General features: G+C 58.0%; 22 protein-coding genes and 1 pseudogene. 14 read left to right on the forward strand and 9 right to left on the reverse strand.

What is annotated here, in order from left to right; all coding sequences use genetic code 11:
• The coding region (locus tag VGC33_RS13365; protein WP_331121257.1) for an MFS transporter at positions 1-258 on the reverse strand (258 nt) is incomplete at its 3' end.
• Between the two features lie 319 nt (positions 259-577).
• A complete protein-coding gene (locus VGC33_RS13370; RefSeq protein WP_331121258.1) occupies positions 578-1,228 on the reverse strand; it encodes a TetR/AcrR family transcriptional regulator in 651 nt (216 codons plus the stop codon).
• A 128-nt stretch (positions 1,229-1,356) separates the two neighbouring features.
• Between VGC33_RS13370 and VGC33_RS13375 the strand changes: the two genes are divergently transcribed.
• Together VGC33_RS13375 and VGC33_RS13380 are read left to right on the forward strand one after the other, a co-directional pair.
• The gene (locus VGC33_RS13375) at positions 1,357-2,136 is read left to right on the forward strand and encodes an alpha/beta fold hydrolase (RefSeq protein WP_331121259.1); all 780 of its coding nucleotides are present in this window, start codon (positions 1,357-1,359) and stop codon (positions 2,134-2,136) included.
• A gap of 66 nt (positions 2,137-2,202) precedes the next feature.
• A complete protein-coding gene (locus VGC33_RS13380; RefSeq protein WP_331121260.1) occupies positions 2,203-3,006 on the forward strand; it encodes an SDR family oxidoreductase in 804 nt (267 codons plus the stop codon).
• An 88-nt stretch (positions 3,007-3,094) separates the two neighbouring features.
• Here the strand turns inward: VGC33_RS13380 and treA are convergent, their stop codons facing one another.
• Positions 3,095-4,789 carry an alpha,alpha-trehalase TreA gene (gene treA, locus VGC33_RS13385; RefSeq protein WP_414636931.1) on the reverse strand — a complete coding sequence of 565 codons (1,695 nt, stop codon included), beginning with the start codon at positions 4,787-4,789 and terminating at the stop codon, positions 3,095-3,097.
• Positions 4,790-5,241: 452 nt separating this feature from the next.
• On the opposite strand from treA, the gene fucO reads away from it, so the two are divergent.
• Entirely contained in the window at positions 5,242-6,393 is a 1,152-nt protein-coding gene (gene fucO, locus VGC33_RS13390) for a lactaldehyde reductase (RefSeq protein ID WP_331121262.1), read from the forward strand.
• Between the two features lie 143 nt (positions 6,394-6,536).
• Here fucO and VGC33_RS13395 read toward each other — a convergent pair whose 3' ends face one another.
• A complete protein-coding gene (locus VGC33_RS13395) occupies positions 6,537-6,737 on the reverse strand; it encodes a hypothetical protein (RefSeq protein WP_331121263.1) in 201 nt (66 codons plus the stop codon).
• 268 nt (positions 6,738-7,005) lie between these two features.
• Between VGC33_RS13395 and VGC33_RS13400 the strand changes: the two genes are divergently transcribed.
• On the forward strand, positions 7,006-8,103 hold the full coding sequence (locus VGC33_RS13400; RefSeq protein ID WP_331121264.1) for a LacI family DNA-binding transcriptional regulator: 1,098 nt from the start codon (positions 7,006-7,008) through the stop codon (positions 8,101-8,103).
• Positions 8,104-8,188: 85 nt separating this feature from the next.
• Here VGC33_RS13400 and VGC33_RS13405 read toward each other — a convergent pair whose 3' ends face one another.
• A complete protein-coding gene (locus tag VGC33_RS13405; RefSeq protein ID WP_331121265.1) occupies positions 8,189-8,827 on the reverse strand; it encodes an RpiB/LacA/LacB family sugar-phosphate isomerase in 639 nt (212 codons plus the stop codon).
• 624 nt (positions 8,828-9,451) lie between these two features.
• On the opposite strand from VGC33_RS13405, the gene VGC33_RS13410 reads away from it, so the two are divergent.
• Complete coding sequence (locus tag VGC33_RS13410; RefSeq protein ID WP_331121266.1) at positions 9,452-9,799, forward strand: helix-turn-helix domain-containing protein; 348 nt, start codon at positions 9,452-9,454, stop codon at positions 9,797-9,799.
• A 322-nt stretch (positions 9,800-10,121) separates the two neighbouring features.
• On the opposite strand, the gene VGC33_RS13415 is transcribed toward VGC33_RS13410, so the two are convergent.
• Positions 10,122-11,756 carry a hypothetical protein gene (locus tag VGC33_RS13415; RefSeq protein ID WP_331121267.1) on the reverse strand — a complete coding sequence of 545 codons (1,635 nt, stop codon included), beginning with the start codon at positions 11,754-11,756 and terminating at the stop codon, positions 10,122-10,124.
• Positions 11,757-11,849: 93 nt separating this feature from the next.
• Here VGC33_RS13415 and VGC33_RS13420 point away from each other — a divergent pair, with 93 nt between their 5' ends.
• From VGC33_RS13420 to VGC33_RS13435, 4 genes are all read left to right on the forward strand, one after another.
• The gene (locus VGC33_RS13420) at positions 11,850-13,130 is read left to right on the forward strand and encodes a Gfo/Idh/MocA family protein (RefSeq protein WP_331121268.1); all 1,281 of its coding nucleotides are present in this window, start codon (positions 11,850-11,852) and stop codon (positions 13,128-13,130) included.
• Positions 13,131-13,431: 301 nt separating this feature from the next.
• The gene (locus tag VGC33_RS13425) at positions 13,432-14,124 is read left to right on the forward strand and encodes an ABC transporter ATP-binding protein (RefSeq protein ID WP_331121269.1); all 693 of its coding nucleotides are present in this window, start codon (positions 13,432-13,434) and stop codon (positions 14,122-14,124) included.
• A gap of 71 nt (positions 14,125-14,195) precedes the next feature.
• A complete protein-coding gene (locus VGC33_RS13430; RefSeq protein ID WP_331121331.1) occupies positions 14,196-15,128 on the forward strand; it encodes an ABC transporter substrate-binding protein in 933 nt (310 codons plus the stop codon).
• A gap of 8 nt (positions 15,129-15,136) precedes the next feature.
• On the forward strand, positions 15,137-16,921 hold the full coding sequence (locus VGC33_RS13435; protein WP_331121270.1) for an ABC transporter permease: 1,785 nt from the start codon (positions 15,137-15,139) through the stop codon (positions 16,919-16,921).
• On the opposite strand, the gene VGC33_RS13440 is transcribed toward VGC33_RS13435, so the two are convergent.
• Positions 16,848-17,168 carry a glucose PTS transporter subunit EIIB gene (locus VGC33_RS13440; RefSeq protein ID WP_331121271.1) on the reverse strand — a complete coding sequence of 107 codons (321 nt, stop codon included), beginning with the start codon at positions 17,166-17,168 and terminating at the stop codon, positions 16,848-16,850. The genes VGC33_RS13435 and VGC33_RS13440 overlap by 74 nt on opposite strands.
• Positions 17,169-17,507: 339 nt before the next feature.
• Here VGC33_RS13440 and VGC33_RS13445 point away from each other — a divergent pair, with 339 nt between their 5' ends.
• From VGC33_RS13445 to VGC33_RS23250, 3 genes and pseudogenes are all read left to right on the forward strand, one after another.
• Entirely contained in the window at positions 17,508-18,029 is a 522-nt protein-coding gene (locus VGC33_RS13445; protein ID WP_331121272.1) for a hypothetical protein, read from the forward strand.
• Between the two features lie 10 nt (positions 18,030-18,039).
• Positions 18,040-18,489 (forward strand): DUF421 domain-containing protein, encoded by a 450-nt coding sequence (locus VGC33_RS13450; RefSeq protein WP_331121273.1) that lies wholly within the window; start codon positions 18,040-18,042, stop codon positions 18,487-18,489.
• 329 nt (positions 18,490-18,818) lie between these two features.
• Positions 18,819-19,379: pseudogene (locus tag VGC33_RS23250) on the forward strand (fatty acid desaturase); the annotation flags it as partial.
• A gap of 78 nt (positions 19,380-19,457) precedes the next feature.
• Here VGC33_RS23250 and VGC33_RS13465 read toward each other — a convergent pair.
• Positions 19,458-19,805, reverse strand: a complete 348-nt coding sequence (locus VGC33_RS13465; RefSeq protein ID WP_331121332.1) for a winged helix-turn-helix transcriptional regulator — start codon at positions 19,803-19,805, stop codon at positions 19,458-19,460.
• A gap of 240 nt (positions 19,806-20,045) precedes the next feature.
• Here VGC33_RS13465 and VGC33_RS13470 point away from each other — a divergent pair, with 240 nt between their 5' ends.
• Together VGC33_RS13470 and VGC33_RS13475 are read left to right on the forward strand one after the other, a co-directional pair.
• Positions 20,046-21,167, forward strand: coding sequence for an NADH:flavin oxidoreductase (locus VGC33_RS13470; protein WP_331121276.1), 1,122 nt, complete (start codon positions 20,046-20,048; stop codon positions 21,165-21,167).
• A gap of 398 nt (positions 21,168-21,565) precedes the next feature.
• On the forward strand, positions 21,566-22,063 hold the full coding sequence (locus tag VGC33_RS13475) for a YciE/YciF ferroxidase family protein (RefSeq protein ID WP_331121277.1): 498 nt from the start codon (positions 21,566-21,568) through the stop codon (positions 22,061-22,063).
• Between the two features lie 322 nt (positions 22,064-22,385).
• Here the strand turns inward: VGC33_RS13475 and VGC33_RS13480 are convergent, their stop codons facing one another.
• Positions 22,386-22,895: a ferritin-like domain-containing protein gene (locus VGC33_RS13480; protein WP_331121278.1), complete on the reverse strand. Its 510-nt coding sequence runs from the start codon at positions 22,893-22,895 to the stop codon at positions 22,386-22,388.
• Positions 22,896-23,019: the final 124 nt, after the last annotated feature.

Raw genomic sequence — 23,019 nt, forward strand, 5'->3', positions numbered from 1 at the left:
GAACTTGCGGCGGCCGAAGCGCTTGCCAAGCCAGGTGCCGCCGAAGTTATCGGTCAGGTAGCCCATCAGCGGGCTGACCACCGCGTCCAGTACCCGCGCGCAGGCAAAGATAAAGGTGGCTTCGATGGGCGAAAGGCCGCAAAAGGTGGTGTAAAAATAAAGCAGCCAGGCGGCGGTCAGGGCGGTGGTGCCCGCCCCCAGGAAGTCGCCGGAGCCATAAGCCAGGTACTGAGGTAAACCTATGGAACGTATTTTCATCGCTGTGATGTCCAGGGTTGTATCATGGAAGACATAGTTGGAAGAACATCTGAATCTGCCGGTTATAACGCGGTTCAAGATAGAACCAACCTGCGATGAAAACCTTTCTGCGGCTGCCAGAACCCAGGGTCCGGTGGCAAAAAAATGAAGAGAATAGCGATCGAGGTCAAATTTATAAAAAAATAGTTTATTTTTAATAAAACATCATTTTATTTAACAGCAACGGGAATAATGGCAGCGCGTCGCCCTTTATCCCGGCCGGGGTTTAGGCGCACGGGTTCCCGCCTGGCGCGGCGGCGATCCGCCGCCGCCCCGCCCGTCAGCTTCCCTTGGCCTTACCGTCCTCCCGCCAGTGATCCAGGTAGGCCATGACCGCCCGCAGGGCTTCGTTTCGCACCGCGTTATCGATGCGTCCATCCTGTACATAGCCGAACTTCAGGCAAGCGAAGCCGATTTCAACGGCGAGGGTCGCAACGTCGGGCGACACCGGTAATGCCGGCAGTTCGCCCAAGCGCGCGGCCGTGTCGCGCAGCAGGCGTCCAATCGATGCGTTCTTGACGGCATGGGCGTCACGGTCGGTATCGCTAAAAGAACCATTCAGCAACAGCACGCTCGCCACCGGATGGGCGTTGTAATACTCCACGCAAATATCTATCACTATCCGCACCCACGCGCCAAGCGTACGGGCGCGGGCGGCGCCCGAATCCGCGATGGCGTCGGCAAGGCGCCGCATATGGATCTGCGCGATGTGCGCGTATAGCGCGTACTTATCCGGAAAGAAGGGATAGATGCTGGCCCTCGGCACTTCAGCCAGGGCCGCAAGGGCGGGTATCGAGGTTTTTTCCGGGCCCAGTTGTTCGAGCATGCGCTCCGCCGCCTCGATAACCCGGGTCATGCGTTCCAGCGACCGTTCCTGCACGGGACGGCGCGTTCGTTTTTCCTTGGGGGGACTTGCGTCAAAATCAGACATATGTTAGATTTCTAAAAAGTGACAGATGTTGGATATTAGCAGATTTTACCAGCGATGACCACGCCATACGCCAAGCCGGCCCGGCATGCGGTCAAAACTTTACCTTGAACATTCAAACAGGAGACGCCATGACCGCCGTAAACGGGGAGATTCACATCCATGTCGAGGAACAGGGCGAAAACGACCCGTCGCTGGTGTTCCTGCATTATTGGGGCGGGTCGTCCCGAACCTGGAGCCACGTCATCGACGCCTTGGCCAGCGCCTGGCGCACCATCGCCGTCGATCTGCGCGGTTGGGGCTTGTCGGATGCGCCGCAGGAGGGTTATGCGCTGGCCGACTTCGCCGATGACGTTGAGCGGGTGATCATGGCGCGAGGTTTGACGAATTTCGTGCTGGTCGGGCACTCCATGGGCGGCAAGATCGCTCAACTGGTCGCGTCGCGCCAGCCGGAGGGGCTGGCCGGGCTGGTGCTGGTCGCCCCCTCGCCGCCCACGCCGCTCGGGCTGCCGCCCGAGGTGCGCGCCGGCATGGAGGCCGCGTACGCGTCCGCGGCCTCGGTTGCGGCCACCATCGACCAGGTGCTTACGGCGAAGCCTCTCACCGAAGACCAGCGCCGGCAGGTTATCGAAGACAGCCTGCGCGGCGGCGCGGCGGCAAAAATCGCCTGGCCGCGCTATACCAGCCAAGAGGATATTTCGACCGCGGTGAGCGCGATTACGGTGCCGGTTCTGGTGATCGCCGGTGAATGTGATCGGGTCGACAGCGTCTTGACGCTCGAGACGGAACTGCTGCCGCGCATTCCCCAGGCCGGGATGCGGGTACTGGCGGGTACCGGACATTTATCCCCCCTGGAATCGCCTGGGGAAATCGCCGGATTGATCAGAACCTTTATTGCGGCACTGCCCTAAAACGTCATACCGGCGCGCGTCAGACAAGCGCCATAACCTTTTTCACCTGCATAGGAAGAATATAATATGTACAAGACCATTCTTATTACCGGCGCCGGCTCCGGCTTTGGCGAAGCGGCGGCCATCGGCTTGGCGCGCAACGGCCACCAGGTTATCGCCACCGTGCAATGTTCGCCACAGGTAACGCCGCTGCGCGAAAAAGCCAAGACCCTGGGACTGGCCAACCTGCGGGTGGAAAAGCTTGATCTACTCGACGCGCATGACATGGCATACGCCCAAAGCTGGGACATCGACGTGCTTTGGAATAATGCCGGCATGGGCGAGGGCGGCCCGGTTTTCGAAATTCCGCTCGATCTCGTTCGCCATAACTACGAGGTCAACGTTTTTCTTCCGCTCGCCCTGACGCAAAGCTTTGTCAAAAAGTGGATCAGGCAGAACAAGCAGGCAAAAATCGTCTTCACCTCCTCGATGAGCGGGCTGTTCTCACCGGCCAATTGGGGCGTATACGCCTCGACCAAGCATGCGCTGGAATCCATTGCCGAGGCGATGCAGCAGGAACTGTCCGGGCACGGCATCAAAGTCCAGACCATCAATCCAGGCGCCTTTTATACCGGCTTTAACGAGACCATGGCCGATACGGCGTTCCGCTGGCTCGACGATACGAACAATGTTACCCGGCGCGCCGACCTGCGCGCGCAGTTCGACGAGGCGCTGTCATCGCCATTCGGCCATCTCGACGCGCGGGAAATGATCGATCGCATGATTGAGATAGTCCCCGCCGACAACGGAAAATTCCGTAACGTGGTACCGCAGTCCGTGGAGGATATGCTCAAGGCTCAGCAACTCGCGGCCTGGGACCATCAGATTTGAAAAATCCGCCGAGGCGGCGCTCCGGCCGCGCCGTCTTCCGCGCCAAAGCGGAAGGCACCGGACGCGGCGTCAGGGACCGACGGCCGCATCAGGCGCCGACGGCGGCGACCGGTTCGGGCTTAGCCTCGGCCAGGCCGGCGGCCTCCAGATAGGCCGGCATCTTGTCGTCATACATGTCCATCAGCTTGAGCGTTACCCCGTTAGTCCAGCCGAAGCCGTCCTGCAGCGGGTATTCACCGCCGCCGCCGCCACCCAGGCCGCTGCCTTCCACCACGTATTTCTCCACCAGCTTATGCTGATTGTTAAACAGCCGCTGCACATTGCCCAGGAAGCGGGTGGCGATATCTTCCGCCAATTGGTCAAGACCATAATTGCGCAAGCCCTCCACCGCTACCCATTGCAGCGGCGCCCAGCCGTTGGGCGCATCCCATTGCTGTCCGGAAACATTGGTGGTGGTAATCAGCCCGCCCTGCTTAAGCAGCCGATCGCGTATCGTCTGCGCGGTGCGCACGGCGCGTTCCGGCGGCGCAACGTGGTTATACAACGGGAAAACCATGGCGGCGGTCAGCTGATCGCGCAGCCTGTCCTGGCGCCAGTCGAAGTCGGCGTAATAACCGCCCTCCTCGTTCCACAGGTGCAGGTTGATCGCCTGCTTACGGCGCTCGGCGCGCTGGCTGTAATAGCTGGCGGCATCATGATTATTGCCGAGCGCGCTGGCCTTGGCGAGCGTCTGCTCCAGATGGAACAGCAGCGCGTTCAGATCCACCGGCAGGATGGACGTCGTGCGGATCGATGACAGCGCCAGCGGATCGTCAAACCAGCGCGAGCTGAAATCCCACCCGGACGCCGCCCCCGCCCGCAGGTCGCGGTACACTTCCCCCGCAGGCCGATCCGTGGCCTCGCTGGCGGTCACGATGTCGTCCATATAGGATTCGGTGCGCGGCGTGTCCAGATCGTCCCAATAACGGTTCAACAGCGCGCCGTCTTTCATGCGCACCACCCGTTCGGCGGCGGCGCCGTTTTCCAGCGCGTCGCCCCCTTCCATCCAGTACTGGTACTCTTTTTTCAACTGCGGCAAATAGGTTTGATAAATGCCGTCCCCTTCCCTGCTTGCCAGCAAATCCACCATCAGCGCAAAAAAAGGCGGCTGCGAACGGCTCAGATAATAACTGCGGTTTCCGTTGGGAATGCGGCCATAGGTCTCGATCTCATGGGAAAAATTATCGGTCATGTCCACCACCAGTTCCCACTTGCCGCATTCGGCAAGGCCCAGCATGGTAAAATAACTGTCCCAATAATAAACCTCGCGAAAACGGCCTCCCGGCACCACGTAATCCTTCGGCAGCGGCAACAGGGAATCATAAGGCCGCACGGTCGAAGTATTCCGGGTCAGCACCGGCCACAGCGTGGTGATATGCTCGCGCAGGGTTTGTCCGTTGGGCGGCACATATTTCACCCGGTCGGTGGGGAAAATAAAGTTTTTTTCGACAAAGGTCTGCAATTTAAAGTTCTTGCGCCGTTTTTTTGCCTGGTAGTCGGACAATATTGCCGCCGGCGTACGGCGCGGCACCGCATCGGCAAACGTTTTCTGGTCGGAGAACAGTTTTGCCGTCTGCACATCGATATACAATTGCCCAAGCAAGGCATCCGGTCCCTGGCGTACGTTGATTTTATATTTATTTTTCGCCAGCGCCGTAGAAAAAACCCGGCCTGACGCGGTGCTCAGCGACATGCCCATGGTTAGAAATCTTCTCCAGGCCCACCTGAAAGAGCGTGTAATCATAGGTTAACTCTCCATTTTTATACGCCATCCGGCTAATCTGACCAGGGTTCGTCTTAGCATAACCCACAGCTGATTTATAACTATAGCCACTCACCGCGCAAGCTGGGGCCGGCAAGGCAAATTAGCGGGAGAAATTAGCCGGTTAGCCTGTTTTACGGCTTTATTCGGAATTATCGCAACGCCATGATGCCCCTGGGCGGCGCGGTCAGCCGGGCGCGCGCGGAAAAACGCGGAAAAAAGCGATCGCGCGCCATAACATTATAATTACATTAAATCCTACCAATTAGCATCAATAACAAAACAAATATATTTCTTGAAAAAAAATAATTCATTATTGGTAAAGATAGCTTTCAATAATCATTAGTGTGAAGTGAAGCAATTAATAACCCTTGTAGCCCGGCAGGCCAGGTGAAAATATTAACCCATCCTCTCTAAGACAAAGGTTATTTATTATGGCTAACAGAATGATCCTTAATCAAACCTCCTACTTCGGTAAAGGCGCCATCGCCCATATAATTGACGAAGCGCGGGCCCGCGGCTTGAAAAAAGCGTTGGTGGTCACCGATAAGGATTTAATCCGCTTTGAAGTGGCGACCCGCGTAACCGATCTGCTTAAACATGCCGGCCTGCCATTCCAGATTTATGATGAGGTGATAGCGAATCCCACTATCGAGGTAGTCAATAAAGGCGTTGCCGCTTATAAGGCGGCCGGGGCGGATTACCTGATTGCCATCGGCGGCGGGTCGCCGCAGGATACCAGCAAGGCCATCGGCATTATCATCAATAACCCCGAGTTTGCCGATGTCCGCAGCCTGGAAGGCGTTGCGGCCACCAAAAATCCCTGCGTGCCCATCCTGGCGGTACCCACCACCGCCGGCACCGCCGCCGAGGTCACCATCAATTATGTCATTACCGATTTGCAAAACCGGCGCAAATTCGTCTGCGTCGACCCGCACGATATCCCGCTGGTGGCCATTATCGATCCTGATATGATGGCCAGCATGCCCGCCAGCCTGAAAGCCGCCACCGGAATTGACGCCCTGACCCACGCCATCGAAGGGTATACCACCCTCGCGGCTTGGGAATTGACCGATATGTTCCATCTCAAGGCCATAGAAATCATCGCCCGATCGTTACGTGATTCCGTGCGCGGCCAAGCGCGCGGCGTTGAGGATATGGCGTTGGGCCAATATATCGCCGGCATGGGCTTTTCCAACGTCGGCCTTGGGCTGGTGCATGGCATGGCCCATCCGCTGGGCGCGTTTTACGACACGCCGCACGGCGTGGCGAACGCGGTGCTGCTGCCGACCATCATGGAATATAACGCGGCGCATACCGGGGAAAAATTCCGCCATATCGCGGTGGCGATGGGCATTGAGGCGGCCAACTCCATGGATATAGGCCAGGCGCGCGCCGCCGCCATCGATGCGGTCAAACAACTGTGCCACGATGTGGGCATCCCCGCGTCGCTGCGGGATGTGGGGATGAAAAAAGAGGATATCGGCCTGTTGGCCAAAGCGGCCTTTGCCGATGTATGCACCGGCGGCAACCCACGACCAACGTCGATTGCCGATATTGAGCAACTCTATCAATCGATTTTCTAACCGCGCCTGGCGGGAAGACTCATGTCGACCTGGCGGGAGTTTCGCTTGCCGTGCGGCGGGCTGTCATAAGGACTGCCGGGCGCGGCAAGCGACAGGGAGGACGGCCTGCCGGGCGCGGCAAGCGAAACAGGCGCCGCGGCGGACTATATCCGCTGCGCGTGATCGGAATGGATGCGATGCTCCATATCGCTTACCCGCTGCCAGACCTCGGCCGGAATATACACCGGCATATTCTCGCAGCCCATGGCGCTGAACAGGGCATCCGTTTCCGAGCCGGCAAACATATTGCTGGCCGGCTCTTCAGACTGGTTGACAAACAGACGCTTTAAACGATCGACAATCATCACGATTCTCCGGGCTGTAAACAAGAAGCCTGACCTTTCAGGGCCGGTTAACCCTGAAATACTACCCTACCCACTGCATATGACAGTTGTACAGTTATAACCATAAATCACCACCGCGTGAAAGCATTTTTTCGCCTATTCTTATGCCGCATCGGGCAATGCCGCCACAGGCGCCGCCTCCCGGACCAACGCGCCCGAGGCGCGTTTGATTTGCTCGTATCTCCGCGCCGTTGTAGCATTGACCCTGTTTTTATAGCCGAGCCATACCATGCCCAAGCCTGATAAAGCCCGTCCCGCCAGCGCGCGATCCACCCATGGCGTCACGCTATTCGACGTGGCCAAACTCGCCGGCGTGGCGCCGATTACCGTGTCCAGGGTAATGAACCAGCCCGATCAGGTTAAGGAATCCACCCTGCTCAAGGTGCGAAGGGTCATTGAAGAGACCGGTTACGTGCGCAACCAGATCGCCGGTTCGCTGGCCTCCAACCGCACGCGCCTGGTGGCGGTGGTGGTGCCCATGCTCACCAACCCGATATTCGCCGATACCTTCCAGGCCATCGCCGCCAGGCTGGCGCAGGCGAATTACCAGGTGCTGCTGGGCATCTCCGGCTATCAGGCCGCCCAGGAACAGGAACTGCTGGAAGTGGTGCTGAGCCGACGCCCCGACGGCATCATCCTTACCGGCACCATCCATACCGAGGTCAGCCGCAAGCGCCTGCGGGCCACCGGCGTCCCGGTGGTGGAAACCTGGGACATGACCGACGATCCCATTGATATGCTGGTGGGGTTCTCGCATGAAACCATAGGGCAGCGGGAGGCGCAGCATCTGCTGGCGCAAGGCTATCGCGATTTTGTCCTGATCGAGGTGGACGACCCGCGCGGCATGCGGCGCAGCAACAGTTTTATCCGCCAGCTGGCGCTGCGGGGCATTACTCCCCTTGACCGCCAGACCTTCAAGGGCTTACCCACCCTCGAACAAGGGCGGCAGGGCCTGGTTAACGTGCTGCCCCTGCTGCAACGGCCGCCGGCCAGGGCCCTGGACCATTCCCAAGGCATGACGCGGCCGTTAATCCTGGTGTGCACCTCGGATACCCTGGCGCACGGCGTATTGACCGAAGCCGCCAGCCGGGGGATCGCCATTCCGGACCATATCGCGGTGATGGGGTTCGGCGATATGAATTTCGCCGCCCATACCTTCCCGGCGCTGTCGACGGTGAAAATCAACGGCGCTTATATCGGCCAGCAGGCGGCGGCGGCCTTGCTTGCGCGATTGAAAGACCCCAACGGCGCCCAGCCCGTGGCCATGGATGTCGGCTTTACGCTCGTGGATCGCGACAGCACCGGACCGCTGCTAGACGGGCAATGATACCAGCAAGGCCTCACCGCCTGGATTTCCTCCCGGCCATCAGTCGAGGAGAAACCGGGCGGCGCCCCGCCCTGGGGAGAGGCTGTCAGGCCACCAGCGATTCGATATAACCGCCAATTGCTTTATCCCGGCAGTTGGCGAAGAAATATTCCTTGAATTTGGCCCCGGCGACGGCGCCTTTGAGCAGATCCTGATCGAGATCGCGCAGGATGGACAGTAAATCGCGATAGCTCACCGCTTTCACCGCATCCAGGATCTTTTTATTACGCTGTTCCGGCACCACGCGATCCTTGGGATAACCCTGGCCGCCCGCGGTTTCGAACAGCTTTTCGAAAATATACTGCAGATTCAGCTCCGCGCCCCAGCCGAACCCCTTGGCAAAGGGCAGGGAAATGGCGTTGCCATCGTTAATCTGGGCAAACATAAATCCGTCGGCGGGATCGATGGCCAGACCGCAAATCACGCCAGGGAAAGAGTTACAGGCAAGCATGGCGCCGGCGCCGGTGCCGCAGCCCGTCACCACATAGTCCGCCGCGCCGGAATTAAGCAGGATCGCGGCCAGGATGCCGTTCTGGACGTAGGTCAGCGCGGCCTTATCATCGGCGGAATACATGCCATAGTTAAACACCTGATGGCCCAGCGGTTCGACAACCTTGGTCAGGGTGGCGGCGATAAGCTCATTTTTGGCGGCCTGGCTGTTTTCGTTAATCAGCGCAATTTTCATAATAACGTTACCCTTGAAGAGTGAAAATGATGTAGTGAGAACGAGGTCATGCCCTGCGGTCCGCCCCTGGCAGCCTGCCGGACAACCTCAACGCCTGGCGTTATGATAAAGAAACCGGCGTGACTATTCAATGAAATGAAATGCTGTTTTATTTTTCATTATAGCTCCCCCATGTTGGCAAAAACCTCGCCGCCGTCACGTTGAGCGCCGTTATCCCCGCCGAGGCCCCGGCGGTGTGAAAGATGACAAATTAAATCATGAAGTAATTATAAAGAAGTTTATATAAATAATTTACATCTCCAATTAAATAACTTACCGGGTGGACGCGGTTTTTTAGTCTTTTCCATCTTAAATAGGAATACTTCCCCATCGCTCACTGAATTTAAAAATTTATTTTTATATCATCCCTTATCGATTAAATGACAGGTATCAATGAATTACCAGGGGGATTGCCAAGAGAACACTCTTTGTTTATAAGTCATAAGTAACCAGGATGCTATATTACAAGGAAAATTTATGTTTCAATATATAGATTGTGGACTATCAAATGTCTGGCTAACTAACGGTTATAAGCATAAAGAGACTGGCACCAGAACCTCCGCCGACATTAATGACAAGGCGGATTTGCATCATTTAATCGCCCTGCGGTTAATTAACCGCCGCGGCCCGCTGATATCGGCGGAAATGCGTTTTCTGCGCCATGCCATGAATTTATCCCGCCAGTCGCTCGGCGACGAGTTGGGCGTGGATAAAGCCTTCATTACCCACTGGGAACGCAACAACCGTCGCCTGCCGCGCTACGCCGACGTCAACCTGCGCATCTTGTATGCCGCTGCCCGGTTAACGGAGTGCGACAACCAGCTCTCGGTTCACCTGCTGGCCGATGGCGATTACCCGTCATCACCGGGGCCGATGATGTTTACCTGGTCCGACGCCGGCTGGCGACATGCTCCCTGCGCAACGCCGCCCTGAGGCTTGTCGCCGTTATTTGCGACCGCTTGAGCGCCGCGCCGCCGACCGGTAGCCGCCCTTTAAAGCGGGGGCCGCGTAACGCCGCCGGCGACCTTTCCTTCGCTGTTATCACGATTGTGATCCAACGCACATTTTATCCGGTGTTAAACCTCTGTTGTCACCTTTTACCCAGGGTGAAGCGTGATTGCCGTCACACTGCCGTCGACAGCATTGTGAACTTCCTCGCACTTTCGCCGCTTAACGCGCCGACGGGGCCGGCAAGGACGTTTTGCCGGTAGGTTTTATCCGGACCGGCGTTTAGCCTTTTCACGTCGGCACCGGGTCACCGGCATTGGCGCGCCATGGCGGACAGCCGGGCCGGATTCATCAGCATGCGGAGGTAGAGGGGATGGGCATCGGCGTTATCATCAAGCCAGCGGTCGGTTTTTTCCGCGCAGCGCTGCGCATCGGCGGCGGCATTCACCAGCTCGGCGCACAGCGCACGGGTAGCGCCGTATTGCTGAATATACCAGTGCAGTTCGATCAGGTGACGAACGTGGCCGAACAGGCGGGAATACTCGTCGGCCCGTTCCCAGGCGGATATCAGGTCGCGGCGCCAGACGACGGGAAGGTCGGGGTTTTGCCCCAGCGTCCGCGCCATTCGCAGCAGATGACGGGACAAAAACTCCGCCTGCTGCCGTTCAAGGCGGATAAGCTCGCGCTGCGCCAGGCCCGAGGCGTTATCGTCAGCCGGAAACAGCGGTTGGAGAGACTGGCTCCAGTTGGCGCCGCGAGCATCGGAGTGAATCAGCCGCAGCGCGTCGTCCATGTCCTGCGGGAGCTGGCTGTGGCGATGCATTATCCGGCCCAGCAGATAAGGCGTCTTGCACATCCAGTCGTAGCTGGTAAAAAACAGCTGCCGCAGCATCTGCCGCTGGCGGCTGTCCGTGGGGCGCACCCCGCGGGCGTCGAGCCAGTCGTCAAACAACGTGACGGCGCTCACCGGCGGCGCGCCGCTTGCCATGCGCGCCAGGCCGTAAAGATTGCTTTCATTAACCGAGTCCAGCAGCGAGCCGTTGTTGACCCATTCCCAGTTGATACGCATGCTGATGGCCTCCAGCCGCCCGCCAATCACCGATTGCACCCATCCCAGGCGGCCCTGGATTTCATCTATCAGCAGGCAGGGCAGCAAGGTCCAGCCGTAATCGATGCCCCACAAATCGATATCAAGCCATATCTTTCGCTGCTCAAAGGCGCCGATGGCCGGGTTATTGGCAAAACCGGGGCGATAGTCCACCGCCGTGGCCTTCAGCGAAGCGCGCACATCGGCCGGCAGATGCGCCAGCGTTTGCTGCAACTGCCGGCGGGGCCAGCTGTCGTCGGTGTAATCGCGCAGCACCAGTTTTTTATTTTGCAGCCGCAGTTGGTGGTGAAGGGACTGCAGCGGCGCTTGCCACTGCGTTTCATTAAACGCCGGCGTCTGCAGGCTGAGGATCAGGCCGTCGAACAGCGGCAGCTGCGCAAGCGAGGCGCTGACCACCTCGGTATAAAAATAATAGAGAAATTTTTCACCCTGGCCGGCGTCGTTCGCCAGGGACAGCTCGGGAAATTTATGTTCGATGCGGCCATCCTGGGCAAAGGCTTCGCCCTGCAGCCACACCGACAGCCGCCGCGTATGGCAGTAGTCGCCCACCCGCCGCAGGTAGAGCAACGCGCCTTCCCACTCGTGCTGCAGGTTGGCTTTATCCGCGCCCTGGTAGTGAACCGGAGGCCGGGCCAGCAGCGCCAGGATATTTTGCTGATGAATCACCAGGCCGGTGAAGCGGTATTTTTCCATGACCGCCGCCATCTCCAGGAAATGCGGCCAGTGCCAGATAAGCGGAGAGTTAATTTCCAGCAGGCGTTGCGGCACGTTATGTTCCCTCATTTCGTCGGCGCCAAGACCACAAGGCCGGTTCTGCGGGTATAAAGCATCCACTTTCGCCTGTCAACCAGGCTTGCCCTTTCTTTATCAAATCAGGAGCGATGACATGATGTACTGTAACACCAGCAATAGCGGGAGAGCGATGATATGAAGACATATGCATTGGTCGGCACCGGCGGCCGCGCCGGACTCTATCTGCAGGCCATCGCCGGGGAATATCGGTCCCACGCCAGGTTTGTCGCGTTTTGCGATACCAACCGCACGCGCATGGAGTACGCCAACCGGTTAATCGGCGCCGAAGGCCATGAGGGCGTGCCGATGTATAGCGCGCTGGAGTTTGATCGCATGCTGAGCGAAACCCGGCCGGATATCGTCATCGTCACCTCCATCGACCGGACCCATCATCGCTATATCGTGCGCGCCATGGAATTGGGCTGCGATGTTATCAGCGAAAAACCGATGACCATCGACGAGGAAAAATGCCAGGCGATTATCGACGCCATTCACCGCACCGGCAGGAACCTGCGCGTGACCTTTAACTACCGCTACGCCCCGCACCACAGCAAAATCCGCGAGCTGCTGGCCGGCGGCACCATCGGCGAGGTGTTTTCGGTGCATTTCGAGTGGCTGCTGAATACCGAGCACGGCGCCGACTATTTCCGCCGCTGGCATCGCGATAAACGCAACAGCGGCGGCCTGCTGGTGCATAAATCCACTCACCATTTCGACCTGGTCAACTTTTGGCTGAACAGCGAGCCGGAAACGGTGTATGCGCAGGGCGATCTGCGTTTTTACGGCAAGGAGAACGCGGAAAGCCGCGGCGTGGCGCGCTTTTATTCCCGCGCGTTCGGTAACCAGGCGGCGGCGCGGGATCCCTTCGCATTGCACATGGATCAAAGCGAGCCGCTGCGCGAGCTTTACCTGAACGCCGAGCATGAGGACGGCTATTATCGCGACAAAAGCGTCTTCGACGACGGCATCAGCATCGAGGATGTGATGGGCGTGATGGTGCGCTATAAAAATAAGGCCATCATGACCTATTCCCTGAACGCCTATCTGCCCTGGGAAGGGCTGAACGTGGTGTTCAACGGCAGCCGGGGCCGGCTGGAGATGAAGCTGGTGGAGACGTCTTATGTTAACAGCGGCGGCAAAAAAGAGCTGGAAGGGGCGATTGAAAGCTGCGCCATCCGGGTCTTTCCCCTGTTCGCCGCGCCTTATGACGTACCGGTGGATTTCCTGGCCGGCGGCCACGGCGGCGGCGATAAGGTAATGCTGGCGGATGTGTTCGGCGCGCCGGCGCCGGACCCGCTGAAACGCGCGGCCAGCTACCGCGACGGCGCCATGTCCATCCTGACCGGCATTGCCGCCAATCGCTCGCTGCGCACCGAACTGCCGGTGCGTATCCGCGACCTGGCGGTACAACTGTAGCCCGTCCATCCCGGGCAACGGCCGCAGCGATAAAACCCGACCGGCGTTTTTACCGTTGCGGCAATAAAACCGTCATATTCCCCCTCTATACTCCAGCCAGGAATAAGTCCCAAAGAGGATAACACCATGTACGCCCGCCTGTCCTTTGCGCAGGGGGGAACGTCCGGTCGCCGATCGCCGCCGGAGGTTTTACCCCGCGCCCTATTTTCCTCCATGCGCTATTGCCATCACGCCGCCGAGCGCGGCCGCGCGCCGGCCGTTTGCCTTGCGTACCGCCCTGACGCATGCAAGGGGGCGCCCGATGCCAAACCCCGCCGTTAATGCCGGCACGTCGATCGCCATCAGCGCCCTCAGCCATGAGTTCAGCGGTAAACGGGTGCTGGAGGATATTCACCTGCGGGTGCCGGCGGGCACTACCCTGGCCCTGCTGGGGCCTTCCGGATGCGGCAAAAGCACGCTGCTGAAACTACTGGCCGGCCTGCTGCGGCCCTCGCGCGGCGAGATTCATTTTGGCGAGCGCCTGATGGCCGGCCACGCGGTCAATATCCTGCCCGAACAACGCGATATCGGCATGGTGTTCCAGGACTATGCCCTATGGCCGCATATGAGCGTGGCGCAAAATGTCGATTTCCCGTTGCGTATGCGCCGGGTGGCGCGCGCCGAACGCCGGCTGCGGGTTGATACCGCCCTGGCGCGGGTCGGCCTGGCCGAGTTCGCCGCGCGTAAACCGTCGGAGCTGTCCGGCGGCCAGCAGCAGCGGGTGGCGTTGGCCCGGGCTATCGTAGCCGAACCCCGGGTGCTGCTGTTCGATGAACCGCTATCCAATCTCGACCGCGAACTGCGCGAAACCCTCTGCGCGGAAATGGCGCGCCTGCTCAGGCAACTCGCGATTACCGCCGTCTACGTCACCCACGATCGCGGCGAAGCGCAACAGCTTGCCCAGCATATCGCGCATATGGCGCAGGGGCGCATCGTCAATTATCACGCCGTTTAAACCGGGAAAAACACATGCAACCGATCAGCAACCGTCTATTAAACCGTATCAGCGCAGGAGCCTTGTCCATTATGATTGCCGCCGCCACCCTTATGGCCGCCGATGCCCAGGCGCTGACCCTCTATACCGCAGGCCCCGGCTCCCTGGCGAAAAAGCTGGCGGCGGGGTATGAGCGGCAAACCGGGGTCAAGGTCGATGTGTTCCAGGCGACCACCGGTAAAGTCATGGCGCGCCTTGAGGCCGAACAGGCCAATCCGCGCGCCGATGTCCTGATTTCCGCCTCATGGGATACCGCGGAGGAGCTGCAACAGCGGGGCTGGCTGCTGGCTTACGGCAGCCCGAACGCCGCCACGGTGCCGACGCAGTTTAAAACCGACCATTACGTGGCCCAGGGCATCTCCGCCCTCGGTATCGTCTGGAACAGCGCCAGCGGCACGCCGGAGCCGCATGACTGGCGTGATCTGGCGCAGCCGGCATTCCGCGATAAGGTGACCACCCCCGATCCGGCGTTGTCCGGCGCCTCGCTGGATTTGCTGATGGGTCTGCAAAATGCCCTGGGCGAACAAGCCTGGACATTGTTCGGCCAGTTAAAGGACAACGGGGCGATTATCGCCGGACCCAACGCCCAGGCGCTGACGCCGGTATTGCAGGGCGCCCGCGCGGCGGTATTCGGCGCGGTGGACTATGTCGCCTATAACAGCGTGCAGGAAGGCGAATCGGTGAAAGTGATTTTCCCCTCCAGCGGCACGGTGATCGCCCCGCGCCCGATGATGATCCTGAAAACCAGCGCGCAGCCCGACCAGGCCAAGGCCTTTATTGACTATGCGCTTTCGCCCGAGGGGCAGCGACTGGTGGCGGAAGCCTGGCTGATGCCCGCGCGCGGCGATATCAGCGCCAAACGCCCGCTGTTTAGCGATCTGCGGCTGCTGCCGGCGCAAGGCGCCCAGACCGCCACGCGAACGGCGGTGCTCGACCGGTTCGCCACGCTGTTCGGCCAGCGCTAGGCCGCGTGATGCGTTATAACGCCACGCCCCTGCTGACCCTGGCGGCATTACTGATCCTGGTGGCGCTGCCGGCGCTGTTTGTGCTGCTGCAGGCCATTTTCCCCCAGTTGGCCGCCGGCTCGCTGGCGCATGCCTTCGGCGCTGTGCCCGCCCTCTGGCGCGACCCCCAGGTGCCGACGCTGCTCGGCGGCACGCTGCAAACCGGCCTGGGCGTAGCCGCCGCCTGTGCCCTGCTGGGCGTTCCCCTGGGGGCGCTGCGCGGATTGTTTGCCGTGCCGCTGGCCCGGTTCTGGGATGTGCTGGTCCTGATCCCATTCCTCACGCCGCCCTATATCGCCGGCTTATCCTGGATGCTGGCGCTGCAACGGCGCGGTTATCTTGAGCAACTGACCGGCCTGCGGCTGGATGCGCTGCTGTTTAGCCGCACCGGTATGGTTCTGGTCATGACGCTGAATATTTTCCCGGTGGTCTATTTCGCGGTGTCGCGCGCCATGGCCGCGGGGGGCCATCGCCTGGCGGATGTGGCGCGGGTTCACGGCGCCGGGCCGTGGCGGGCATTTTACCGGGTGACGCTGCCGTTGGCGCTGCCGGCCATTTGCGCCGGTCTGCTGCTGGCGTTTACCCTGGCCATCGAGGAATACGGCGTACCGGCCGCCCTTGGCATGCGCGCCGGCGCGCCGGTCCTGACCGTCGGCATCGAGCAGCGCCTGGCGGACTGGCCTATTGATTTAACCTCGGCGTCGCTATTGTCATTAATGCTGGTGGCGCTGGCGCTGGCGGCCTATGGTATCCAGCGCGTCCTGTCGGGCGGGCGGGACGTGGCCACCACCGGCGGCAAACCGGTGGCCATCGCCTCCCGGCCGCTCGGCGTATGGCGCTGGCCGACGCTGCTGCTGTTCGGCCTGGTCACCGGGCTGGCGGTGGCGGCGCCGATGGCCGCCATGCTTGCCACCGCGTTTTCCTCCACCGTATCGGGCGGGCTGACGGCGGCCAACCTGACGCTGCGCCATTTCAGCACGCTTTTCGCCCAGCACGGCGAGGCGGCCGACGCCTTGGCCACCAGCCTGGGCCTGGCCCTTGGCTCCGCGTTATTGACCGGTTTGCTGGGATTCATGGTTGCCTGGCGGGTTATCAGCGCCAGGGGCCGCGCCACGGCATGCATCGACGCGCTGTCGCTGCTGCCGGCCGCGCTGCCGGGGGTGGTGGTGGGCGTAGGACTGATCCTGGCCTGGAACCGGCGGTTCTGGCCGATAACGCCTTATGACAGCTGGGTTATCCTGCTGCTGGCCTACAGCTGCCTGTTATTGCCCTACCCGGTGCGCTATACCGCCGCCGCGCTGCGCCAGCTCGGCGCCAGCCTGGAGCCGGCCGCCAGGGTACACGGCGCCAGCGCCACGCGCGCATTGCGCCATATCGTGCTGCCGCTGGTATTTCCGGCGCTGCTGGCGTCAATGCTGATGGTGTTCGCCATCGCCTCCAGGGAACTGGTGACCTCGCTACTGCTGTCGCCACCCGGGGTACAAACGGTATCCGTATTTATCTGGCGCCAGTTTGAGCAAGGTTCGGTTGGCGATGGCATGGCCATGGCCAGTATCGCCATGCTGTTGAGCATCATGGTGATGCTGACGGCGCTGGCGCTATTACAGCGTCCGCGCCGCCAGGCCGGCGACGGCGCGGCGCGTTTGAGCATACCGACCCAGGGTAACGCGATGCGTGCCGCTACTGGCCGCTTTCCAGGCCGAACCGTTCCGCCAGTTCGCGGCGCAGATTATCCGACTGACGGCCGAAAATAGCCTGCACTTCCTGGCCGATAACCACGACGCCCAGCGCGCCCAAATGCTGGATCTGGCCGGTATTGACCTTGCCCAGGTCCTTGACTTTAACCCGCAGCCGGGTAATGCAGGCATCGACATCGACAATGTTGTCCCGCTCGCCCAATGCGGTGATCAACAAGGCGATATCCGGATCGCCCGGGGCCACGTTATGCTGGTGCGTCAATTTTTCTTTAAACACGCGCATGAATTCTTTGATATTGACCATTCTGCTATCCTTTTAGAAGATATCGGCGGACGGAAAAACCCTAACCCGCCGGGACATGCCCGGAGAAACGACTGCAGCACCGGCTTATCCTACCGCGATGCCGGTTCGCCGCAAAGCGGGTTTCAAATCCCATGCCCCGCTTGCCGCCACCGGCTCGGCAAACTGTTGCCCCTATTGGTTGCCGTCAGTGGCTGCCCTCCGCCTTGCCGCGTCCCCGCCATTAGCCCGCGGGCGTTAATTTCATTCACCTTTATTTTTTACGCCTATACTTTTCAGAAGGTTAAACCGGGGGATAACGCGGTTATCTTCCTTTATCGAGCGGCTTTCGAGGTAACGGAAATGGATAACGACCACTTACCCGACGACTATCGCAGCAGGCACTATCCGGTTAAGGAAAATATGCGCTTCCAGCTTTTCGCCTGGAAGATGCAGAAAATCGGCTTTTTACTGCTGTTTATTTTTATTGCCGCCGCCTGCCTGGGACTTTTTTCCCAAGGCGTGCTCAGCAATGCGTCCGCGCAATCGGCAGGGGGAAATATGATAGTTGAGTATGACCGTTTTGCCCGTAACACCACGGATACTCATTTAATCATTCGGATAAAAATCAATAAAGAAAACCTGCTCACCACCGCGCTGCGTGGCGATATCCTCGATAATTACGATATCGAATTTATCCAACCCACCCCGGACGTGTCGATTATCAGCGATCGTGTCCTGACCTTAACCCAGCCGATAACCCGAAAAGACAGCTGGCATAGTATTTATATTACCCTGAAGCCTAAGCAAATGGGGTATTTCACCAATACCATTGCCCTCTCCGATAACGAAAAAATAACGTTTAACCAATTGGTTTATCCTTAGGGAGAACATCATGGATATGGTATTGAGAGCGGCGTTTATTTACCTGATCCTGATTGTGGTCTTTCGCATCTCGGGACGGCGTACGCTGCTGGAGATGAACAGTTTCGATTTTATTTTGCTGCTTATCATCAGTGAAGCCTGCCAGCAGGCGATTTTGGGCGAGGATTTTTCAGTGATCGGCGCCACGATTTCCATCGTTACCCTGATAGGTCTTGATCTGGTGCTTTCCTGGCTGAAGGATAAATACCATATCGTCTGGCTGGCCGCCGACGGCCCGCCGCTGCTGCTGGTGGATGACGGCCGGGTGCTTGAACTGCGCCTTAAGCGGACCGGGATCTCCCATGACGATCTGTTGACCAGCGCGCGCAAGTCGGACGGCATTCTGGCATTAGACCAGATCCGCTATGCCATTCTGGAACAAAACGGCAAAATCACCATTATTCCAAAAAATGACTCATAACCTGGACCGCGCCGGCGGAATTTCCACTCTCCCGGCGCGTTAAATCCAGGTTATTTTCCACGTCATCCTTATCCACATTATTTTCTATAACTCTATTTCATACCGTTTTTTAATATTGTAATAAAAAAAATATTCTAGTTATCATACCGACCTGTTAAATAATCTTTCAATAACGCATTGACAGGCGGTGAATATATATTGTTATATAAATATGCTTGCACTGCGCCATCTCTCGTTATGTTGTCGCTGTTTGTTATTATTATCACAAACCATCCTGAGCATTACCATGCTCATTGAATAATTTTATTTATCACTAAAGGGAATTGTTTATGGATAAAAATACCATACCTCAGGAAATATTAAGAGAGTTTAAAAACAAGCCGATTAAATGGTTAGTCATTTATGCGGCGAAGTTCGCGCTATGGTCCTGCTGGATAGCCTTGTGCTTTTACTGCATTTTGTCCCTGGAAAACTGGCCGGCCAGGCTTTTGCCGCAATTACTGCTTGGGCTGGGTTTCGCCCACGGCGTGGAACTGCAGCATCAGGCGCTGCACCATACCGGTTTTCATTCCCGAAGGGCCAATCATTGCGCCGGATTCCTGCTGGGATTGCCGATGCTGGTCTCTTATTACGCCTATCGCGACAGCCATCTGTTCCACCACCAGGCCCTCGGCAGGCCGGATGATGAGGAATTTTTCAAATATGGGCAAACTTCGACGATGTCGCATTGGGTTATTATTAAACACTTTTTTATGCTAAATCATTTTTATTCACAATTGTTGAAATTTATCGACGCGCTTTCGCGGGTGGGTGACAATACCCGCACCATCCAGACCCATCCACTGATTAGCCGGTTTACCAACGGCAACAATTATCACGTTGAACACCACAGCTTCCCCTCCTTGCCGGTGGAGCAACTGGCTCGGGCGATCGTCCTTATCAACCCCGCAATCGGCGATGTTCACGGCTTAGCTATTGTGATCGAATACCGCCCGCGCGCGCTCCACCTCCGGCAGGTAATCGACGGTCCATTGATACAATGCCTGAAAAGGCTGTTTCAAACTGTGCCCCAGGGGCGTGATTTGATACTCCACCGCAATGGGCGAGGCGGTAATGACGCGCCGCGCCACGATACCGTTGCGTTCCAGGCGCCGCAGGCTCTGGGTCAACGCCTTTTGCGTAATACCGTCAAGACGGCGTTTGATAACGTTAAAACGCAACGGCCCAGCGCACAGGACGGTAAGGATTAGCACCGACCATTTATCGGCAATCTGATCGAGCAGCAGGCGGCTGGGGCAGTCCACTGTGGAAAACACCGGATAATGAGCAAGCGTCGCGGCGGCGTCGCCACAGCAGGTCACCTGCTCCTGCGCCATGCTGCCCCCGGCGGGATGGGTATCGTTGGGCAGGACGGTTTGCGCCATGCTGCCCTTGGCGGGATAGACTTCCGACATGGTGGTTTCCTCATGGCTACCTGGTAGCGTGAAAGTGCCTGATTGACTCCCAGTATACATAATATACCATCAAATCCTTATCATTAACCGGAGATGATCTGTATGAGCACATCACAAGTCGACGCCCTGTTCCAACCGTTGCGGATAAAATCGCTGGTATTGAAAAACCGTATCGTCATGGCCCCCATGACCCGCTCTTTTGCGCCGTCGGGGGTGCCGGGAGAGAATGTGGCCGCCTATTATCGCCGGCGCGCCGAAGCCGACGTGGGTCTCATCCTGTCGGAAGGGACGGTAATCGACCGGCCGGCGGCCAGGAACGATCCCAACGTGCCGTTTTTCCATGGTAAAGAGGCGCTGGCCGGCTGGCAACGGGTAATCAATGAAGTCCATGCCGCCGGCGGTAAAATGGGGCCGCAGTTGTGGCACGTGGGCGCGGTCGCCAGCTTCCAGACCGACTGGGTGCCGGATGTCGCGGTGGAAAGTCCCTCCGGCCTGGCGGCGCCGGACACACCGCGCGGGGAGATCATGAGCGATGAAGCCATTGCCGATACCCTTGCCGCCTATGCCCGGGCGGCGGCGCAAGCCAAGCTGCTGGGTTTCGATACCTTTGAGATTCACGGCGCCCACGGATATCTTATCGATCAATTCTTCTGGCCCGGCACCAACCGGCGCACCGATCGTTTTGGCGGCGCCACTATCAAGGAGCGCGCCCGTTTTGCCGCCGAGGTTTTAAAAGAAATGCGCGCGGCGGTCGGCCCTGACTATCCGATTATCCTGCGGGTCAGCCAGTGGAAACAGCAGGATTACGCCGCCAGGCTGGCGACGACCCCGGATGCCATGGCCGACTGGCTGCAGCCGCTGGTGGAGGCGGGCGCCGACGTGCTGCACTGCTCGCAGCGGCGTTTCTGGGAACCGGAATTCCCGGAGCAGGATGGGGAAAACGGTCTTAACTTCGCCGGCTGGGCGAAAAAACTGACCGGCGCCGCCACCATCAGCGTGGGTTCGGTCGGTTTGTCCGGGGATTTTATCGGCAGCTTCAGCGGCCAAAGCGCCAGCCCGGTCGGACTGGATAATCTGGTGGGACGGCTGGAACGCAACGAGTTTGACCTGATTGCGGTGGGACGGGCGCTGATAACCGACCCGCGCTGGGCGGCCAAGGTCCGTACCGGCGATACCGGCAATATGGCTGATTTCAGTCCCGCCGCCCTGGGCGAATTATTTTAGCAAAAGAGCCGGCGGTTTGCCGGCGTTGTACCCATGCGTCTCTTGGGCGTGGGTACAACGGCGCGGTATTTTATTGCCATCCGCCATTCCGCTCCGATCTCGCGCCGGCATGCCACTAGAACATTTTTCAGTTCTTATCCAGGGTATTTAATCTGATAATTGTTTTTATTTCCCGAGATTGAACCCGCTAAAAATAATTATAAAAACCTGGCCAACCAATTGATATCAATCATATCTTGAGAATTCCCGTCGACTATTTACCTGGTTCAAACCAATAATTTGTTTTATTCGCATCGGTAGGCTAGCATTAATATTGTCAGCCGGTTTGATTATAGCCGCTGATAATACATTATAATTTTAGCCATTCTTAATATTAACAACTCCTTATGGTGAGCCAGATGAATATCAAGACCCTTGAAGACCTGTTTATTCATGCCCTATCCGATGTTTACAGTGCCGAAAAGCAAATTACCCGCGCCTTGCCGAAAATGGCGCGGGCCGCGACGGATCCCCAACTGATTGACGGCTTTAAACTTCATTTGGAACAAACGCACGGCCAGATAGAACGTATTGATAAATTGGTGGAAGTTACGCCTAACGTCAAAATCAAACGGATGAAATGCCTGGCGATGGAAGGGTTGGTGGAAGAGGGACAGGAGATCATCGACGAGGTGGAAAAAGGCCCGGTGCGCGATGCGGGGCTTATTGCCGCGGCGCAAAAAGTAGAACATTATGAAATTGCCACCTATGGCACGTTAGCCACCCTTGCCGGACTGCTGGGCTATGCCGAGGCAAAAACCCTGCTGGCCGAAACGCTGCAGGAAGAAAAAGATACCGACATAAAATTGTCTAAGCTGGCCAGTGTTAAAATCAACGCCGATGCCGGTAAAAAATAACATGCTTTAGGTATAACGACCGTCTATTTTATAAAGAATATCAACGGACAATATACCACGTAATGAGCTGGTTATTATAGCTCGACAAAAACCCGGCATTGCCTCGCCGGGTTTTTGCGTTTTATTTACGTAATAAATTGCAATTAACTTAATGTGATAACAAATACACCCCGTCGCAATACCAGCTAAATAACCGGCAGGCAACCAGGGCGGTTATATTTGCCTACTGAAATCACGCATTCGTGGGCGCAGGCGGACCTGACGCGCCAAGGGCGGATCGCCTGGCGCGCACGCGCAAAGGCGACGCTGCGCGGTGTCCGGCCTACTTTTTAGCCTCGGTGTGGGGCGCCTGGGAACGCGCCAAAAATTGCCGGGTCGTTTCCGGTAAATGTTCCAGCAGCCAGGCGGCCATCGCTTTTTCCTGTTCCAGGATCTGCGTGAAAATCCGCTGCCCCTCGGTATCGCCAACCGCCTGCGCCGCGGCGATAAGCGCGGTATAGGAAGCAATTTCAAAATTCTCGAAGGCATAGCCGCTGATGCCGCCTTTTATCACTTCATCGCTGGCCAGCATGCCGCCCACCGCCTGGCCCATGGCGGCCATTTTCCCCGCCATATCCTTGAAAGCCGAACTGGATGAATCATAACGTTTGATTACGCTTTTCACCAGGCGCTGCTGCTCAATGGTTTCTTCAATATGCTGCTGGATCCTGGCCCTCAGATCCGGGTAGTGCTCAAGGCGGCCCGCCATGCCTTTCAGCATGCTTTCGGCCTGCTCTTCCATGGCATGGGCGTCACGCAGCCAGTCCAGGTAGTTATCATGTAAATCGGCCATATTTCACCTCGTAATCGGTCAGTTTAATACAAAAATAAGAGAATTATTTATTATCAAATTACTCATTTAGTTTAGCCGTCGTTATGAAACGCGCCAGTAATCTGTCTGTAAATTGAGCGATCGC

This window comes from Acerihabitans sp. (assembly GCF_036398755.1).
Lineage (GTDB): Bacteria > Pseudomonadota > Gammaproteobacteria > Enterobacterales > Enterobacteriaceae > Acerihabitans.

Bases quoted from the DNA above. Each gene is read 5' to 3' on its own strand.
- VGC33_RS13425 (WP_331121269.1), top strand. From the start codon at position 13,432: ATGCCAAACCCCGCCGTTAATGCCGGCACGTCGATCGCCATCAGCGCC.
- VGC33_RS13475 (WP_331121277.1), top strand. From the start codon at position 21,566: ATGAATATCAAGACCCTTGAAGACCTGTTTATTCATGCCCTATCCGAT.
- VGC33_RS13470 (WP_331121276.1), top strand. From the start codon at position 20,046: ATGAGCACATCACAAGTCGACGCCCTGTTCCAACCGTTGCGGATAAAA.
- VGC33_RS13405 (WP_331121265.1), bottom strand. From the start codon at position 8,827: ATGAAAATTGCGCTGATTAACGAAAACAGCCAGGCCGCCAAAAATGAG.
- VGC33_RS13480 (WP_331121278.1), bottom strand. From the start codon at position 22,895: ATGGCCGATTTACATGATAACTACCTGGACTGGCTGCGTGACGCCCAT.
- VGC33_RS13380 (WP_331121260.1), top strand. From the start codon at position 2,203: ATGTACAAGACCATTCTTATTACCGGCGCCGGCTCCGGCTTTGGCGAA.
- VGC33_RS13450 (WP_331121273.1), top strand. From the start codon at position 18,040: ATGGATATGGTATTGAGAGCGGCGTTTATTTACCTGATCCTGATTGTG.
- fucO (WP_331121262.1), top strand. From the start codon at position 5,242: ATGGCTAACAGAATGATCCTTAATCAAACCTCCTACTTCGGTAAAGGC.
- VGC33_RS13445 (WP_331121272.1), top strand. From the start codon at position 17,508: ATGGATAACGACCACTTACCCGACGACTATCGCAGCAGGCACTATCCG.
- VGC33_RS13435 (WP_331121270.1), top strand. From the start codon at position 15,137: ATGCGTTATAACGCCACGCCCCTGCTGACCCTGGCGGCATTACTGATC.
- VGC33_RS13370 (WP_331121258.1), bottom strand. From the start codon at position 1,228: ATGTCTGATTTTGACGCAAGTCCCCCCAAGGAAAAACGAACGCGCCGT.
- VGC33_RS13420 (WP_331121268.1), top strand. From the start codon at position 11,850: ATGAAGACATATGCATTGGTCGGCACCGGCGGCCGCGCCGGACTCTAT.
- VGC33_RS13400 (WP_331121264.1), top strand. From the start codon at position 7,006: ATGCCCAAGCCTGATAAAGCCCGTCCCGCCAGCGCGCGATCCACCCAT.
- treA (WP_414636931.1), bottom strand. From the start codon at position 4,789: ATGATTACACGCTCTTTCAGGTGGGCCTGGAGAAGATTTCTAACCATG.
- VGC33_RS13440 (WP_331121271.1), bottom strand. From the start codon at position 17,168: ATGGTCAATATCAAAGAATTCATGCGCGTGTTTAAAGAAAAATTGACG.
- VGC33_RS13430 (WP_331121331.1), top strand. From the start codon at position 14,196: ATGATTGCCGCCGCCACCCTTATGGCCGCCGATGCCCAGGCGCTGACC.
- VGC33_RS13395 (WP_331121263.1), bottom strand. From the start codon at position 6,737: ATGATTGTCGATCGTTTAAAGCGTCTGTTTGTCAACCAGTCTGAAGAG.
- VGC33_RS13375 (WP_331121259.1), top strand. From the start codon at position 1,357: ATGACCGCCGTAAACGGGGAGATTCACATCCATGTCGAGGAACAGGGC.